We start from the raw sequence: 16993 nt of genomic DNA, 5'->3' as shown, positions 1-16993 counted from the left end.
CGCATTAAAACTGTGATTGTGAATATATTTTCTTCTCTATGCGTGCGTTAACTTTACCTATCGCACAACTTACCCCAAGCTTGCCAGCCCCTAACCGAGTGCCCTCGCGCGCTTGGCGATTGATCTGCACTAACAGTTGCCAATTCATTTTGGTTGAGGTGTGCCAATTTAATAATTGTGATAAACGTTTCGCCTTTACACCACCTGGCTCATATAGCTGTGCCTCAGCCTCGTCCATTGGACCAAGCTCAATGCAAATACGATTGCCGGTGACCAAAACGCGTTTACCCAATACGCCATTACCACCCAATGAGAAACCGCTTTGTTTTGAGCCTAACTTGCCCGCTTCAGTAATACCTTCCCATTCAACGATATTATCTTTAATCGTTAAGCTTTCGTCTTGTAGCGCTTGCTTTAATACTTGCTCAAGCCCAGCTGCACTGGTTTGTTTGGCACTAATGAGGTTTAGTTTGCTCTTATCCGATTGGTTATTTTCAAATACCGCAGCAACTATTTGATCAAATTGCTGCGCACCAATGCCAGCAAGATTAATCTGAGACTTCTTCCAACTTTGAAATAGCTGGCAATACAGTACATGATTAAAAAGATCTAAAAATGCGCGTGTTCTTGCACCTACCTCTTCGTCTCCTGCGGCTTGCTCTAACAAGTAGTGCGGCATCGCAGCATCAACGCCATATAAACCGAGAAATGACGTTTCAAGCCTCAATTTACCTCGTTGCCTTACTTGCAATTCGCAGCGTCTAACGTCTGACGCTGGAAACCCAAGTTCTTTATACGGTGCAATTTCAACGCGATGACTGTGGCCACTTTGTAACTCGTTATTGCTAGCCCAGTGCTGTTCAATAAGCGTTAGCGCCTTGTACAAACTAAAACGCCAAGGTGTAGCCATCAATTTCGCTATCGGCTCTGGCAGTTTTGCCCAAATAGGTTGGTTTTGCTGCTCCATCATTTACACCTGATAACTGTCGCCAGCCGTCACATCCCATTCCCACTCGTGGTAACTTGGCAGCAGCGTAACTCTGGTTTTTAAACATTCGTTAATTGGCGCATATAATTTAAAGAACTGATGCAACACATCGCAAAAATGATACGCATCGGCTGCGCAAACAAAGCTCTTTTCGTTTAGGGTTAAGTGGATCTCTATCCCTTTAACGAACACGCCCTTTTGTAGCAATGAGATAGGTTTAGATTCAGCGCCTTGGATGCTCTCAATACGATTTCGATTTTCAGAGCGCTCCGACCAATCAAACAGCGCCAATAGCTTTTTCAACTGGGTTGGCTCCGCAAGTTGAGAGAAACGCATATTCAACAAGCTAATGAGCTGCCAATGTAAAGCCTGATCAGGAGAATTAAGCAACTTGCTCGGTCTTACGACATTTTTAACGCTAAGTACCGACGGTACATCAGCGCTTTGTGCATTGATATCACCCTCTTGCAGTGTTTGCCTTGGCCACGCCGCGTTATGTGCCAACAGATCGGTCGATAAAGTAGTAATATCACCCACTTCTTGCATTGAAAGCTGAATGTACGTCTGTGGCGATACCCCGCCAATATCACGGCTTATCAGTGAATACAAATGGGCGTTATCTTCATATACCGTGCTATACCGAGAAACAAAGTCGATGGCTTCTCCAGTGCTACTACTTGCGCCTTGTACCGACTTCACGCTATAACAAAAACTCTCACCAAGCTTATTTTGCACTGGATGTAGTTGGTATTCGGTTTGATTTTCGCTGACTCGGATAGGCTCGGCATCTACTGGGTAGATATTTACCGCGGGTACACAATTAAGCAGGATATTATCCGCATTTACTTTGTTACCGGGCGGTAATTTAATATCACTGGCTATTTTGATGCTGATGGTATTAGTGTCTGGATCAATATTTAGTGTATCCAGTCCCGTTAGTTCAACAAAATAGAACTTTTCACGAGAGTTAAAGTAATCAAGCAGCAACGCATATGCGGGATGACTCTGTTCGCTATTCGGCAGCATTCCGGTGCTGTCTTTATGAAAAGCAGCATCAATTTTTGACTTGTTCAAGGTATATTGCGTCGTACTGCCAAGCTTTCCTGTCTCAACCTCTATCGCTGCGTTTGGATTCTTCATCATTTGATAAAGACTGGCACAAAGCGGCGTGTCACCACGTAAATACACCCGTAATTTAGAGAGATCGTAATCATCTAAACTGCCTTGGCCTAACCTCTTGAGGTGCAAGTTTAACGTCGCACCAGTGTGGATCTCATGATAGTCCACAGAGTAGATCTCAAACGGCAGCACTTTCGTTTCTGCGGTGGTAGTAAAGTGACAAGCCACAGGGGCGTTGTCACTTTTATGGGAAGAGATTTTCGCGCCTTTTGGCACACTCACCAGTCCTTGCATGGTGAGTTTTGGCGCAAACTCTAGCACCGTCGTAGACGGATAATAATTTAATAATATTGGGCAAATCTGTCTGAGTACCTGCTCAGACACTTCGGGTAGCGTCTCATCCAATCGCTTTTGCGTAAATGCCGTTAAGTAAGCGACTCCTTCGAGCAAGCGCTCAACATGAGGATCTCTATCCTTTAAAGCGTCAATATTTAAAAAGCCGGCATGTTCAGGATACTGCTGAGCAAATTGTTTACCTGCTTGTGTTAACAGCCTCATTTGCGCATCAAAATATTGCTGCATATCCATTAATCTGCTCCTCCTGCATTGACGTTTGCTTTACCACCTGACGCAAACTTAGTATTCAATCTGATTATCTCGCCGGTTTTTAATTGCGCTCTTATCTCAAATCGAATCACACAGTTTTCCTCTTTTATGTCGATGGGTCGAACGATGAGGTTAGTGATTCTTGGTTCGTATTTTTCTATGGTTCTTTTTACTTCATTGGCAAGTGTTTGCTGCGAATAAGGTAGCCCTTCATATAGATCTTCCACATCTGGTAAACCATAATCACCTAAGTGCTCAAGCACTCCCCTACGCGCATTCAATAGTTGCGTTAGGTGTTTACATACGCTGTCGCTTAGATGCGATAAATTGTTATCGCTATAGGCTTGACGTGATGGTTGAGCTAGCAAATCAAATAAGGCCATAGAAAAATACGCTCTCTATTCATTGCGCGAACTAGTTTAAGCTTGAAAAGGAGGCCAGCAGGCCTCCAACACTCGAAATTAACGACCTTCAGTCCATGAGTCAGAGAACTCAATGTTACCGTCTAGGTACGTCCAAGTGATGCGCTTGTAACGCATGTGCACTGTTTCAAGGTGAGGATAACGCTCTTTATCCAAATCTTTAACGTTGTGCATTGTTGGCGTGATTGAAGTGATTTTCACGTCTTCAAGCGTATGGCGGAAGTACTCACGCTCAGTACCAGTGTCATCAATACGGTACCATTTAAGCTCAAGTTGCTTTAATGTTTGACCGTTTGAACACGCTTTGTACATGTACGGAGTAGCAGCATCCACAGCTTTTGTGATAACAAAAGGCTCGTGCTTACGAGTACCTGTTAGCTCGCCCGTGTCGTTATCAGTTGGGATACGCAATTCGTGATCGAAATGCAAAATCTCAATTGAACCTTCACGCTCAGCTACAGTTACTGAACCTTTAACGTCGTTACCTTGGTCGTCCTTTAACCACATATACGCTGGAATTGCCATTTTTAATTTCTCCTTTTAAGATAAGATGTTTCCTAATTATTAAAGGCATTGATCAAACGCATGTTTTTCACGTTTGATCCCCAAACAAAGCGCCACGCTTTATGCCAATTTGGGAACATGTCCCAAGTTGGTGGCAGCCAACTTGGGGCAATCTTTCACTACATGTTATAAGTCACCACGTAATTCCATCACTAACGTCGCCGCATCAAATGGCGTTTTTAGTATATCCAGCTGCAAAAAGTGCTGCTGAACCGCTTCGGGTAACTGTTTAAATTCGAATTCTCCACGTACTTCTTCTTCCAAAGCGGAAATAACAAAGCTATCAACCTCTAACCATTCATCACGATTAACCAAAGAGTTGTAGTAGTTAACTGCACTTAAGAAACGAATATATTCGTCTTTCATACAATGGTTAAGCGCAAGGTAATGCAGGTAATTTACTGCCTCTACAACCAATTCTATCTCTAGTTTGTCTGTCTCTAGCTCGCTTGGGCGAACGCGTGGAGTATGCTCAAAACACGTTTCCATCGCCTTGGTGTAAGAGATAGTTACTTCTTGTAATTTCTTTTTTGCAAAAAAGAGCTCTGGTGTCAGCTCCTGGCTATAAGCTAAGTTAGCCACCAAGACTGTACTTAGTATCATCAACCAGTTACATATTTTTCGCTTCAACATGACAATCCTTTGCCTCATCGCTTCTTGTCTAAAGCTACGTTCTCAGCCTTAGATAGTTTTATTCACTTATATTGGCGGTCTTTATCTATCGCTAGGTTGTTGACTAACGAGTTCAAGGCGCACGTCACTTCCACCGTTTAACGCATGCACTAAAGTGCATCATGGAAGTGTAAATCGTTTTAGCTTTATTCAGCTTTACTAAGATTTCCTACAAAGTTTCCGTACTTAAATACAGGCAAGGAAAATAAAATTAAAAGCCAGATTATATTTCCAAAGAACAACATTTCAGACGAGGTATAACCGCCCAAATAAAACTCATTTAGTAAGCTGTAAATATTTAAAAACCACCATAGCCAAGCTATAAAAAACCATACTTTTCGACTTAGAACACGCACTTGTAAAATCAGAAAAAGGTTTGCTGCCAAAATTAAACTATCAGCAATAAAAAGAACTCCCCCAATAAATGTAGCTCTGAGCTCTGAAAGAGCTGAAGCTTGATTTTCGTATATTGAAAACAGTGTCACAGATAGTTGCACCAAAAATATAACTTTCCAAATGATATGGTCTGCTTTTATGTTCATAAATACACCATTTAATACCAGTATCCATACGAAAGCTGATTCGGGTCTGCTGGTAACTGCTTCCAACCATCAGGTTTATCAACATAACGCCGCTTGAAGTTTCTTCTTTTTGCGCCAAAAGGTGCAAGATCAGCTAGTAACTCTAAAGCTCCTATTGCTACTTCTGAATCCCGACCATGAGTTTTTATAGCATCCTTAACTAAAGGCAGCATTTTAAGATAAGCTTCATTTGCATCTTTGCCATTTTTATAAAATTGCCTATAAACAAGCTCCAGAACAGCATAGGCCCTTCCTAAATGACCTGCTTTTTTTATCAAGTTTGCCATAAAATATTCCTTTAAACTTTCACCGATATAAAAATGATTAAAAGCATTTTTAAGTTGTCACAAATCCCCATGATACAACTAACTAAACAACGTGTTTTTACCTTTATATTTACAAGACACATTGTAAAGCTATTTTGTTTTTTTAATTTAAATGTAAACTTTAATAATGGGCAGCATTCACTGCCCTAAATACGCTTCATTGGTTCTTCAACTGGCCTTCACTTTTCGCCAGGCATTTGACCAACGAGTGCGAGGCGTACGTCGATACCTTCCACTTGGAAATGTGGAACCACATACGTATTCACACGGTAATAACCAGGATTACCCGGGATCTCCGACACAGTCACGTTGGCATCTTTTAACGGGTGCGTCGCAATTAGAGACTCGTCTGGATTATTCATCTTAGTAACTAATGCACCTAACCAATCATTAAGTTGCTGCTCAAGTTCGTGACGAGGTTTGCTTGAACCGATATTTTCACGCTGGATCACCTTCATATAGTGTGCAATACGCGATACCAAATAGATGTAAGGTAATCTTGCATTGATCCGCGAGTTAGAGGTGGCTTCCGGCGTCTCAAAAATTTGTGGCTTTTGCGCACTATTTGCAGAGAAGAAACACGCAAAGTCACTGTTTTTGTAGTAGCTCAGTGGGATAAACCCTTGGTTTGCAAACTCAAGCTCTTTGGTTTCAGAAATAAGTACTTCCGTTGGGATCTTAGTTTCTTGACCACGACCTGCCTCAAAAGAATGCAGAGGTAGATTTTCAACGCGACCACCAGATTGTGGACCACGAATATTTACCGCCCAACCATTTTGGTGGAAGCTACGGACGATATTTGCCGCGAACGCAAATGTCGCGTTACCCCATAGATAACGTTCATGATGCTCACTGCTAACGTCTTCTTGATAGTTAAAGTGACGAATTGGGTTTAAGTCGCCGTATGGTAAGCGCAGTAAGAAACGTGGGAACGCTAAACCAATGTAACGTGCATCTTCTGATTCACGGAAGTTCTTCCAACGTAAAAACTCAGCACGCTCCATGTAAGAGCCCAAATCCTGAATTTTTGATACTTCTTCAAGCGAATCTTTTAGGAAGAACTTTGCACCAACACTGCCTAAGAAAGGACAATGTGCTGCTGCAGAAACCCTTGAAATTTCTTGCAATAACGACACATCCGGCGCTGAACAATCAAATTCAAAGTTTGACACCATAGTCGAAATTGGCTCGCCCCCTGGTGTGTCATATTCAGCTGTATACACTTGCTTATAAAGCGCAGATTGCGTGGTATCTGGTGCTTCTTCGAAGTCGTCACGTAGTGTTTCTTTATCAACATCAAGTAGTTCAAGCTTTACGTTTGAGTTATTTGGACAACGATTCACCAAATAACGCAGTGAACGCCACGCTGACTCTACTTTTTGAAACTGCGGATGATGTAAAATTTCGTCCAGCTGTTCAGAGATAATTTTGTCAACTTTGGCAATGTAGTCATCAAGTAATAACTTGTCGATACGCGATACTTCTTTGCTGTCATTAGTGGCCATGTCTAAAAAGACATTGATAGCAGCAGTTAAGCGCTCATTGGTGTCTGTTTCCGCAAGATTATTAGCATCACGGAAGTTATCTATGCTGATTTCACTTGAAACCGGCTCAATAGACACAAGATTACAGATTGTTTCATAAGCTGAAGCTGTCAAAGTCTCTTCTTTGCGCGCTTCAACGTTTAATGTTTCTTGCATATTCATCGGTTTGTGTCCTTACTCTTGCGGTTGTTTCTCTTGCTCAGACAAAAGCGGCGCTAACTCGTTTAGCCGTGCTTTTAACTCATCAAGTTCTGGTTTGTTCTGCAAAATGCGCTCAAGCTCTTTTCTCAGCGTTGAGTTATCAAGCAAGTTAGATTTCAGATCACGTAATAAGTTACGCATTGACATCATCTTGTTAAGCTCTGGTACTTGCGCTGCAACCTGCTCTGGATCGAATGACTTAAAATCATCAAACGTTAGGTTAATACCGATTTCACCATCACCTGCGATTTTGTTCGATACTTGAAACTTTGCCTTTGGTGACATGTCTTTTAGCACTTGCTCTAAATTATTTTTATTAATAGCAATGCGCTCTCGCTCAGCGAGGTCACTGTCGTTTTGGCCGTTGGAATAATCACCAACCACCAAAACTTTCATCGGTAGTTCACTCTTTTGCGTTGCACCTTCGGTTTCCAGCTCAAGCGCTATATTAATCCGCGCTCTTGGGATCTCTTTTTGAAACGTATCAGACATAGTCTTTCCTTATTTAATCAGTCGTTGCGCCTGCCGTTACAAGCCCAGCGGTTAACAATCAAACCCAGTCAATCGCTGAGCTTACTTTGGTTACGAGCATCTGCTGCTTTATCGCAGTTGCTCGTAGGTCAAATTCATCTCCTTGCTCCAAAGATACTGCTTCATTGCATTGCTTGGCATAACGCCAAACCTCTAGAGCAAACGACTCATGCCATAGGTCCAGTCGGTACTGTTCAATGTCTTTAAGCAGCTGCTCAAACATTGGATAGGCAAGATCAGCGCGTTCACTGCGCATCAATAAACGTGCTTGATATAATTTTTGCTTTGCAAAATCGAACTTGTCTTGTGCAAACCCTTCCATTAGCTGCAGTGCTTGCGTAAGCTTGTTTTGATCAACAAGCGCCTGCGCTTCTTTAAATTTATCTAACCAAACCTTCTGATTACCGTCTGTGCTTGCACCTTCACCTTGGCTTAGTAATTTATGTTCGCCAATTCGCTCGCGATTTGCTGCTGAACAAAATTCACTTCCGTCTTCATATTTAAGGCTGAGCAGTGTTGGGTATTGATCAGCGATTGCGGCAAGTTCTAAATCGATCCACTGTGCTTCTTTAAATAACTTGAGTCCTTCAAGTGCAGCGATGGTTAGCCTTTGTAAGTTAAGGTTAAAATGCATCGCCCCTTCCATGAATAAGGCTTCTGCCTTTTCTAACGCTTGGGCAAAGTTTTGTGCAGCTAAGGCGTTTTCAATAGGCACAAATGCCGCTTGCCTTGGGGCTGGTAAGCGCGTTTTCAACTCATTATCGTGCGGTGGCAATGCAAGCGCCCCCCACCTCACTGCACGTGCCAAGCGAATCGCTCGCATCCAATTTTGGCTTTCTTTGTCATACGCCAATAGTTTGCGAACTTGCTCTGTATAAGCCGAGTCTGACTGCGGTGCTTCCACGGCAATAGCAAGTGTAGAAACTGGCTTTGAAGCAACAGCTGTAGGCTGTGAAGTCGCCGCTACAGGTTGCTGTACTTGAGGCTGCTCTGCTGTGACCACCTCATGCTTTTCGACAGGCTCTTGTACCGTCGCAACAGGTTGTACAGGAACTGGTTGCGAAATCAAACCTTGCTCACACCAGTGTTTTAAATCAGCAAGCGGACCTGAGTCTGCATCAAGTATTGCCACGGATTCTGATGCATACTGTTCAAGTACGCGCTTTAACTCTGGCCATTGCTCCGGCATTGTCGCACTATGCGCTGTAGCAACACCAAGTAAGCGCTGTTGTTGTTGTAAGAACCAAGTATGAACCGATGCTCTCGCACGTTCTTTCACTGGGTGGATCTGCGCCTGATACTGTTGCAAAAGCTGATTAAACAAATCTAACGAGTGGATCAAACCTTCGAGCCCAAACTCATTCGTAGCGGCCAACGTTAGATACGACGCGATGCGAATATCCTTACTCTGCTTTTCTAAAAGCTCTGATGCCAAAATAAAGTTAGCTTTGAAGTCTGGCTCAGCAACACCTGACGAAGAGGCTTTTAGTAATTTAAATGACTCTTCGTATTTCAAATCGTCACCGCATGGCATGCCGCCTAGAGGCGCTAATAACTTTTCACACCACTGCTGCCAGCTCTGATACTTATGTGGTTGACTCATAACTTACTCCAACTTCTTAGCGCATCGAAAACACTCATATTTGATGCTTTTGCCAATTCATACATATGCGGTGTCACCGGATGTTGTGGCAAAGTCCCTGTTAGATTAATGGTCGTCGACAAGCTATTGTGTTCAAGCCAAATTGACGCAAAATACGAGGCCGGCATAGGTCTGCAATACACCACTAGCGAAGCTTTCTGGCTCAATTGACCATAGTTATAAAAACACCAAGGCTGCCAGTGATGATCGGCCACCATATTAGTAATAAGATGCAGCCAAAATGCACCTAACAACTGGGTATCTTCACCCACTTGTGGCATCGGTAACTTCAATCCAAACTGACAACGCAAACAGCCTTGGGTTTTGATCATTTTAAGCGCAGACATCACTTGGCTGATTAATTGTGCTCGCTGGTCAAGATCTTCTAATTCAAGCGCATCCCATATACGCTGTATCGGTGAAGCTCGTAGTGAAGACATTGCCTTATCAAAATCAATCGGTTGCGAAACCAGCTCACTTGCCTGCTTAAGCTCCTGTGCGCTATGGCGCATTTGCTCAACACTACTGCAGTTTCTGATCAGCTCATGGTTTAAACTTAATGATTTAAACGCACTGCCACATTCGCTAAATAGAAATGCAGGGTTTTGTTTGTAGTCCGCATTACTCGATAATACAAACGAGCAAAATGGGTATTGTCTTCCACTTTTATCTTCGCTTGGCTGTAGTGTGCCTAGTAAACAGTTTTCGTCTTGACCTGAGGCGATAAAAAATAGCGTTGACTGCTCTTTTTGAGAAGCGGCATCTTTTATCAACGCCTGTCGGCTCATGTCTGCGTAACCTTCTTGAAGCCAGCGTTCAAGTGCTATTGCTTCTCTTGAGTCAACGTTAAACTTAATAAAGTCCGCTTGAATTGGGTTCTTACCCATAAATCCAAATGGCTGAGTCGTTGGCACCTTGGCGACTTTCTTATTATTAAAAAAACCGAACATGCCTATGTTACCTCAACGCCAAGTTTTCATTGGAAGCTACACTCACTTTGGTATCAAACAAAGACTCAGGCAGCGCAAATGACGTCATAAAATATTTGCTGAATATGCCACTGTTTCTGCTCGACTTAAGTGCAACTTGAACTTGGATTGGTTCAACACTAGCCTCTGCTTCTCTTTGTAATTGCCATGTTGCCATAAATTCAGTACCACGAACCCACTGTACATTCGCTTCATTCAATACTTTTAGGAATGCCCAAGGCCCTGACTTTTCGATTTCGATTCTGCGGCCTTCACTGTCTAAACCATATACCACTGCTTTTTCAGTGCCCGCACGAGCAGGCCAGTTAAAACGACGCCACTCTTCAGGTTCGTTTCTATAACGGTAATTTTGGTCACTAAAGCCGATATAAGTTTCTTTTAATCCCTTTTGTGCCACAGGCATCATTTGGAAGCTAATCCCTACCTCAGAACCGTCTCGAGGAAATAGCGAACGCGTTACCTTTCTCGCCTTAGTTAGCTTGTCTAGTACTCCTGGCTTAAAGCCAATGCCGATACCGTTCCAGGTTTTCTCTACCCACTCACCACGTTTTAAACGAAGGTAGGGAGATAGATTCTCAGCCATAAATTGCCAGAACACACCTGACTCTTGGTTCAGCAGTTCACTAATATCTTCAACTGCTGCATCTGGCCCGTCGATATTGAACGGATATTTACCACGGATATTTTCTTTGTATGTTAAGAATACCTGATTAGACCAACGCTCATTAAGCTGTACTTTTGCTTCGTTCATTACTGTCTGCACACTCGCTAAAAGGGGTGCTTTTAGTAGTTTTTCAAGTGCTTGCTTAGTATCTGGGTCAAGCGCTCTGACTTGGCTTTCGACCACCACCCATGCACTTTGCAGCGCATGGTTTTTGCTATCACCATTTAACAGCGTTTGAGTAAATGACATCGCCATATAGTCATCATTGTTACTCGCCGCAATCGTTTTGATGTCTGAATGAAATGCACTCAAAGCACCGAGATATTGCTCTAGGTAATCAGAGCGAGCGTTCTCTTCTCCTTTTGCCGTATAGCGACGAAGATCTGCAAAGCGGCTCGACAGTTCAGGTACACGCTTTCTCGCAGCGGCTTCTATCTTTGCACCTTTAACCTTGTTGTTTTTAGACTTTGCAAGTAATGCATTTGCCTGCTCGGTTAACTTTTCTGTTTCTACCGTTTTGTTTGGCGAATCAATTAGATTCACGTTGTCGTCGATTGACGCCATTAAATCGACCAATGGACCTTCTGGTGATGACAACTGAGCGAGCGTTAAACTTGCCGCGTTGCTCGTATTAAATGGGCTTATTTCTACTGAATTTAAAAACTCAAACCACACATTGGCATAGTCTCTGAAATACAGTGCACGGATAGATTTAACTAAAGCGCTTGCTTTTGCTTCATCAACAGAGCCTTCGCTTTCTGCGTTGTCTGTGCCCATCACCCAGTCGCCAGAGAATGCTTTGCTCGCGATGACCTTGATGGCGTCGTACACTTCGTTTTCCCATGCTTCTTTGGTGTAAACGTATGGAATGCTAATCTTGGACTGCAAAAAGGTTTTGTTGTTTTGCTGCATCATTTGATCAAGCGTTAGTGCGGCTTTTGATACCGTTACTTTTGCTTTGATCTGCTCATATAATGCGGTTGGCTCTGGCGCACTCATTAAGTCTGAACGAGCCTGACTCACCAAGAAATCATTATTCTGCCAAATCGCAAGCTGCTGCGGTGTAGGCTCAACTGCTAATTGAGCTAAGTAAAAATCAATCAATCCTGACAGTTGCTCTGTTAATGCTTGCGTGTCTTCGTTTAGCGTTAGCTCTAAGCGATCCGCCGTGTAGTCCAGTAGCTCAGACTTCGCATAGTCTTTATTTAAACGCTCAAACTCGTTACTCATCATGAGTTGCAGCTTAAGTGCTTGATAGTACTTATCACGTAGCTTTGGCTCGATACGTTTAGCTACCTGTTCTTCTGTACTTAGCAGTGCAATCCAGTTTTGGTGGCTTTCAAAAAGTGCTTGTTGCACAAGCTCCGAACTTGGTTCGCCAATGAGCGCTTGTACACGTTGACGTAATACCTGTTCTATTGGCTTAATAGTGTTATCTGCACTGTAAACCCCGAGTAAGAAATACCAAGGCAGCTTTTTCTCATAACCGATTAGCTCTTGATAGTGTGCAAAAAGAGACAAAGTTGAATTAAATTGCTCGGCCAACGGCTGGTTTTCAACTCGTGTATTAACAACAGCAGTCGTTAATTTATCACTGGTTGTTAAAAGCTGTTGATTGTGGGTATAAGAGTTAACCAACAAACCCGCAAGAGCAAATACCGACGTCACACACAAGCATACTGCAAAGCCTTTGAGCCATTTTTGTACGCGGCGCTTTTTCCGGTTACCCCGAGTGAGATCTTGCAATTTAAACAACACATCTTTGAATACTTGGTTGATAAAAAACGCGGAGGTAATGCTTTCTTGGCGATACTCAAACAATACTGACCTAAACGTAGATAGTTTGCTCGTTGCGCTACGCTCGATAGGCGTACCTTCTTGCGTACCAGAGGTAAAATACACACCAGCAAACCACGGTACTTCCTGGTACGGGTTTTCTTTAAATAATGTGTCAATAAATTCTTCAACTTTGGCAGACGCCGCTTTGAACTGATTAGGAAAATCATAAATCAGTTGTTTACGTTGGGCGTTACGTTCACGCGTCATTTTAACTAGACGTTGATCACACAGTCGCTCATACAGGCCAGTAAGATGTTTTGAAAAGTTCTCGCTCGCCACTTCACCGGTATTGGTGCCATCTTCCTCAAGTAAATATGCGCCCCAAGGTTGTTTACGCTCATCTTCACTTAATTCATTAAAGAAAGGCTCAAAGCCGCTGATCAAATCACATTTGGTAAACACCACGTATACTGGAAAGATAAGTCCAAGTTGGTTAATTAACTCATCAATACGAGCGCGGATCTGTTTAACATGGTCGCGGATCTGTTCGCTGTCTGAGGTCAAGATGTCGGCAACACTAATCGCCACCATTACGCCATTGATTGGCTGTTTAGAGCGGTATTTACGTAACAGCTTTAAGAATGACAACCATTGATCATTGTCTGACTCTTCAGTGGTATAACGACCTGCGGTATCAATCAAAACGGCTTGATCTGAAAACCACCAGTCACAATTACGTGTGCCACCAAAACCTTGAATATGCAGTTGATTAGATTTTGAATAAGGGAAATGCAGCCCAGAGTTTGCAAATAACGTACTTTTACCCGCAGCCGACGGACCAATGATCATATACCAAGGCAATGCATACAACGCAGCATTACCACGATAACCAGCGCCTAAATGAGAAGCTTTTAATGCAGACAGCGCTTCTTCCATTTTGGCTTTAATTTCTTCGACTTCGGCTTCTGTCCCCGCATGATTATTGGCAATTTCTTTCGCTAACTTGTCACCAGAGCGCTTCACCCACAACCATCGAACTAATAAAGTAAGACAAAACAGACCAAATACCGCCCCCATCACCATTAAACGATGATTTTGATCTTCAAGGCCAATAAACCGACCAGCAAACCAAATTAGCGTCAAAATTGCGAATATGCCGACCCAATGAGCCGTCGCACGAGATGACAAAAATCCTAAGACTAGATGCACTAGTCCACTACGATTTACTCCTGACATGATGTTACCTCGCTTTCCCTGTTTTCTCTAACTGCGTTAGTACTTCAATATGCTTATCAATTTGCACGACTTGCTGGTTCGCACGATTCTCAATGAAATACGTTGAACCAACATACATACTGGCTAGTAAAGCAAGCGTTACCGATAAAATAACCCAATAAGGTAGGTTTCTTCCTACTTTAGTGACCATACTTTCTTGCGGTTTTGCATTATCAGAAAGCTGTAATTTTGCAGGTCCAGCAAGCTCTTCTAATTGCGCTCTAACATCCAACATCAACGCTTTGAGTTGCTCTACCCCTTTGATCTTATAGATCCCTTCGAAACCCAGTTGTAAACAAACAAAATATACTTCCAAAACCGTGTGTTGCTGCGCTGCTGCACGGCGGATATTTTCAAGCTTTTCAAAAAAAGCTTCTCCCGCACGCATGTTGCCAAATAATTCTAATTGTAAAGGTCGCGCCATCCACTCCATACTGTACGGCTTCTGTGCCGTCATGATTTGCTCGTCGACCAAAGCGGTTAATGCAAATTTGGCTTCCTGCATTTCCGACGCACTGATCCGTGCGTCATAACAGCTCTTTTCATATTCATCAAAAGCATCCATGACTTTACTGCGTAGACCATCAACTCCTTGATGATCTGCCCCGCCCTGGCGAATTGAAGTAAGCACTTCAAGTACCGGAGAAATGCAGGCGACTAGTTCAGATTTATTTTTCGACGCTTCCATGACCTTTACCTACTAACTATTTACTCGCCACTGAAACCACTTCAAGTTTCACGCCTTGAAGGCTAAATGGCACAAAGATTCTTAACGCTAATTCCTGTACAACTTGTTCCCAAGCAGCACCATGTGGCTCAACTTTAAAATACTCGTATCCACCTTTAACAGACACTCTATTCGGTGGACGCTGGCAATGTGTTAACTTCACCCCACCAAGCGCTGAAGCGATTAATATTTCTAGCTGACTTGGCGCTGCCAGCTTAACCTGCTCTGCAAACAACTCGATCCATTGCGTAGATTCGTTTTCATAGAAAGCCGCAATGTATAGCTCACCCCGTGTCAAGGTACTGCTTTCTATGTCTTTAACCTCAAAGATAGACTGAGAGATTGCACTGAGTACTAGATCAGACGAGCGTGCTGCGCTTATCGAACCAATAAGGGTTTGAATATGAGTTTCGATTAAACCAAAGCTGCGCGTTAAGTCTTGATGGTCATAAACTGGTAACTCAAATTTACTCGCTTCTGGCTCAAAATTGATCAGTTGGCAGATCAGTTTATTTAGTGCCATAAACAGCGCATCAGGACTAGTTTTGGCTGTGGTACTTAACTGCTTAATCTCAGGAAAAACAGAGCTAAATGTTTGTAATAACAAAAAGTGTTTGAGTTCTGTTGGACCAAAATCTTCCACGATCCCCATACTCGCACGATTGGTAAACATCGCGGTGTACTTAGCTTCAACCATATTGACGAGTTTATTTACACGCTCGGCTAAATAGCCATGGGCTTTGATGTTTAGCAGTGGAGGAATATAACTTGAGTCAATTTCGAACTGCCCATGCTCACCACGTATAACTTTTATACAAGGCAATTGCTCGATAAAACTGTTACTTGCGCTGAACTCAACCAGCATAAGTTTAGGTTTAGCAACCATCACTTCTGCTTTTCGGTTTGGATCATGTGCATCTTGAAGCTCAACAAAATCACAGTCATAAGCACTAAGTTGCCCAGTTTGCGGGTAACCTTGGATATTACTTACTGAATGATTGTTCGCGAGCGCCACACTAATGATGTATTCGCTTTTGTTATCTTCAAGCTCAAACATAGGTGCTTCGTTGTCAGCAAAAACATGATGTATATGACGACCACTTTTGAAGATTGCTGCAATACTTTGCAGTTTGACTACACCTTTGGCTAACGCCGATTCGTCGAATACAATGCGGTCTAAACCATATGCATTGTCTCTAAGACTTTGCTGTACACCAGCTAGTTGAGATTGCTGGTATTGATCGAACAGTTGTAAGTGCTGCTGACTTAGCATTAAACCTTCAGCCCAAACAGGTTTGTATACGTTGTTGTGCTGCATTACTTGTCCTCCTCTACTTCAGGTAAGCGAAGCGAGTTACTTGTAATTTCAATATCTAGAGAAGTAGATAAAGGCACAGGCCAATCATTTAAGTCATAAAATGCGCGCCAGTTACCACCCGTTCTATCTCTAAATAGCGCAACAAAAGCCACGTACTTTGCAGATTCAGCTTGTTCAAACTCGATTTTTATACGATCTGAGGGGTTTACGGTGCGTTCTTCCACCGTAACTAAGGTGTTAGCCAGAATTGATTTATCTGACTTCCAAAGCTGTTCAAATGTAGAATTTTTAAACGCTTGAATATCAGTAAGTTGATATACTTTTAATACCACAGGTAGTGGCTCGTTAAACTGGTTTAAATTTATGTTATCAGTAGCAGTTACGTCTAACTTAACGTAAGTAGACATACAACCAGTCAAAAACAAAACCATTATAAATAAAGCATTCCTAGCCATATCAGCCTCAATTATAAGACATCCAAATTAGATTATTGGAAACAATTAATCTTTTTAATTTCCAGTACAATAGTAAAAATACATTTGATTTAACTATTTAACAAGAAATTACAGAACACAAGTATGCAGTTTGTAACTGAATACTAAGTTAACATTCGGAAATCTTCTTAAAAAACATTTAAGCCATTGTTTTTTTGTAGGTTTTACTTTTTATTGGGCATTCAGAGAGGAAGTCATGAAGCTTAGTGAGCAATTCAGTTTGCATTAAGCTTTCTTACAACTTGTTGAGATAGACACTTCCCTGAAAACAAAAACCACACTAAACATCTGGACTTTTGATGTACATTCTCGAACGGCGCATACGATACACAAACGAATTTTCTAGATCAACCTTAATATCAAATTAATATTATCAAGCTATAAAAAACACACTTGAATTCGACTCAATCCATGTAATAACCTCTATTATTATATGAATTTATTTAATAACAGATAATTACATCAAAAAATCATGTTTACACTGCATTAACCAATGCTTTGTGGATTGTTGTGAGAGTTTTTAAAGCAACTAAGGTTAAATATCATGCACA

Annotated in this window: 15 protein-coding genes; all 15 read right to left on the bottom strand. The window is 42.2% G+C overall.

Going from position 1 to position 16993, the window contains the following annotated elements; genetic code table 11:
• Positions 1-4: 4 nt before the first annotated feature.
• The 15 genes from tssG to tssJ all read right to left on the bottom strand — a co-directional run bounded on the left by tssG (position 5) and on the right by tssJ (position 16379).
• Positions 5-970: a type VI secretion system baseplate subunit TssG gene (gene tssG, locus GSF04_RS13765; protein WP_249122490.1), complete on the bottom strand. Its 966-nt coding sequence runs from the start codon at positions 968-970 to the stop codon at positions 5-7.
• On the bottom strand, positions 971-2695 hold the full coding sequence (gene tssF / locus GSF04_RS13760; protein WP_211859819.1) for a type VI secretion system baseplate subunit TssF: 1725 nt from the start codon (positions 2693-2695) through the stop codon (positions 971-973).
• Complete coding sequence (gene tssE, locus GSF04_RS13755) at positions 2695-3096, bottom strand: type VI secretion system baseplate subunit TssE (RefSeq protein ID WP_039495807.1); 402 nt, start codon at positions 3094-3096, stop codon at positions 2695-2697. The genes tssF and tssE overlap by 1 nt, the downstream gene beginning before the upstream one ends.
• 78 nt (positions 3097-3174) lie before the next feature.
• A complete protein-coding gene (locus GSF04_RS13750) occupies positions 3175-3660 on the bottom strand; it encodes an Hcp family type VI secretion system effector (RefSeq protein ID WP_010377064.1) in 486 nt (161 codons plus the stop codon).
• A 165-nt stretch (positions 3661-3825) separates the two neighbouring features.
• On the bottom strand, positions 3826-4332 hold the full coding sequence (locus tag GSF04_RS13745) for a hypothetical protein (RefSeq protein WP_249122489.1): 507 nt from the start codon (positions 4330-4332) through the stop codon (positions 3826-3828).
• A 185-nt stretch (positions 4333-4517) separates the two neighbouring features.
• Positions 4518-4913, bottom strand: coding sequence for a hypothetical protein (locus GSF04_RS13740; RefSeq protein WP_211859818.1), 396 nt, complete (start codon positions 4911-4913; stop codon positions 4518-4520).
• Between the two features lie 11 nt (positions 4914-4924).
• Entirely contained in the window at positions 4925-5239 is a 315-nt protein-coding gene (locus GSF04_RS13735; RefSeq protein ID WP_211859817.1) for a hypothetical protein, read from the bottom strand.
• Positions 5240-5457: 218 nt separating this feature from the next.
• Complete coding sequence (gene tssC, locus GSF04_RS13730) at positions 5458-6984, bottom strand: type VI secretion system contractile sheath large subunit (RefSeq protein WP_010377056.1); 1527 nt, start codon at positions 6982-6984, stop codon at positions 5458-5460.
• Positions 6985-6996: 12 nt separating this feature from the next.
• On the bottom strand, positions 6997-7515 hold the full coding sequence (gene tssB, locus GSF04_RS13725) for a type VI secretion system contractile sheath small subunit (RefSeq protein WP_039495804.1): 519 nt from the start codon (positions 7513-7515) through the stop codon (positions 6997-6999).
• A gap of 58 nt (positions 7516-7573) precedes the next feature.
• A complete protein-coding gene (locus GSF04_RS13720; RefSeq protein WP_211859816.1) occupies positions 7574-9157 on the bottom strand; it encodes a TssA family type VI secretion system protein in 1584 nt (527 codons plus the stop codon).
• Entirely contained in the window at positions 9154-10146 is a 993-nt protein-coding gene (tagF, locus tag GSF04_RS13715) for a type VI secretion system-associated protein TagF (RefSeq protein ID WP_211859815.1), read from the bottom strand. The genes GSF04_RS13720 and tagF overlap by 4 nt, the downstream gene beginning before the upstream one ends.
• Before the next feature lie 7 nt (positions 10147-10153).
• Positions 10154-13864 (bottom strand): type VI secretion system membrane subunit TssM, encoded by a 3711-nt coding sequence (gene tssM, locus GSF04_RS13710; protein ID WP_211859814.1) that lies wholly within the window; start codon positions 13862-13864, stop codon positions 10154-10156.
• A 4-nt stretch (positions 13865-13868) separates the two neighbouring features.
• Positions 13869-14591, bottom strand: coding sequence for a type IVB secretion system protein IcmH/DotU (gene icmH / locus GSF04_RS13705; protein WP_211859813.1), 723 nt, complete (start codon positions 14589-14591; stop codon positions 13869-13871).
• A gap of 16 nt (positions 14592-14607) precedes the next feature.
• Positions 14608-15948, bottom strand: coding sequence for a type VI secretion system baseplate subunit TssK (gene tssK / locus GSF04_RS13700; RefSeq protein ID WP_017217327.1), 1341 nt, complete (start codon positions 15946-15948; stop codon positions 14608-14610).
• Positions 15948-16379 carry a type VI secretion system lipoprotein TssJ gene (gene tssJ / locus GSF04_RS13695; protein ID WP_010377046.1) on the bottom strand — a complete coding sequence of 144 codons (432 nt, stop codon included), beginning with the start codon at positions 16377-16379 and terminating at the stop codon, positions 15948-15950. The genes tssK and tssJ overlap by 1 nt, the downstream gene beginning before the upstream one ends.
• Between the last annotated feature and the right edge of the window lie 614 nt (positions 16380-16993).

The sequence above is a fragment of the Pseudoalteromonas sp. A22 genome, assembly GCF_018141345.1.
Taxonomy (GTDB): Bacteria; Pseudomonadota; Gammaproteobacteria; order Enterobacterales; family Alteromonadaceae; genus Pseudoalteromonas; species Pseudoalteromonas maricaloris.
The sequence above is the reverse complement of the archived record's forward strand: the minus strand, read 5'-3'. Positions and strand labels throughout refer to the sequence as shown.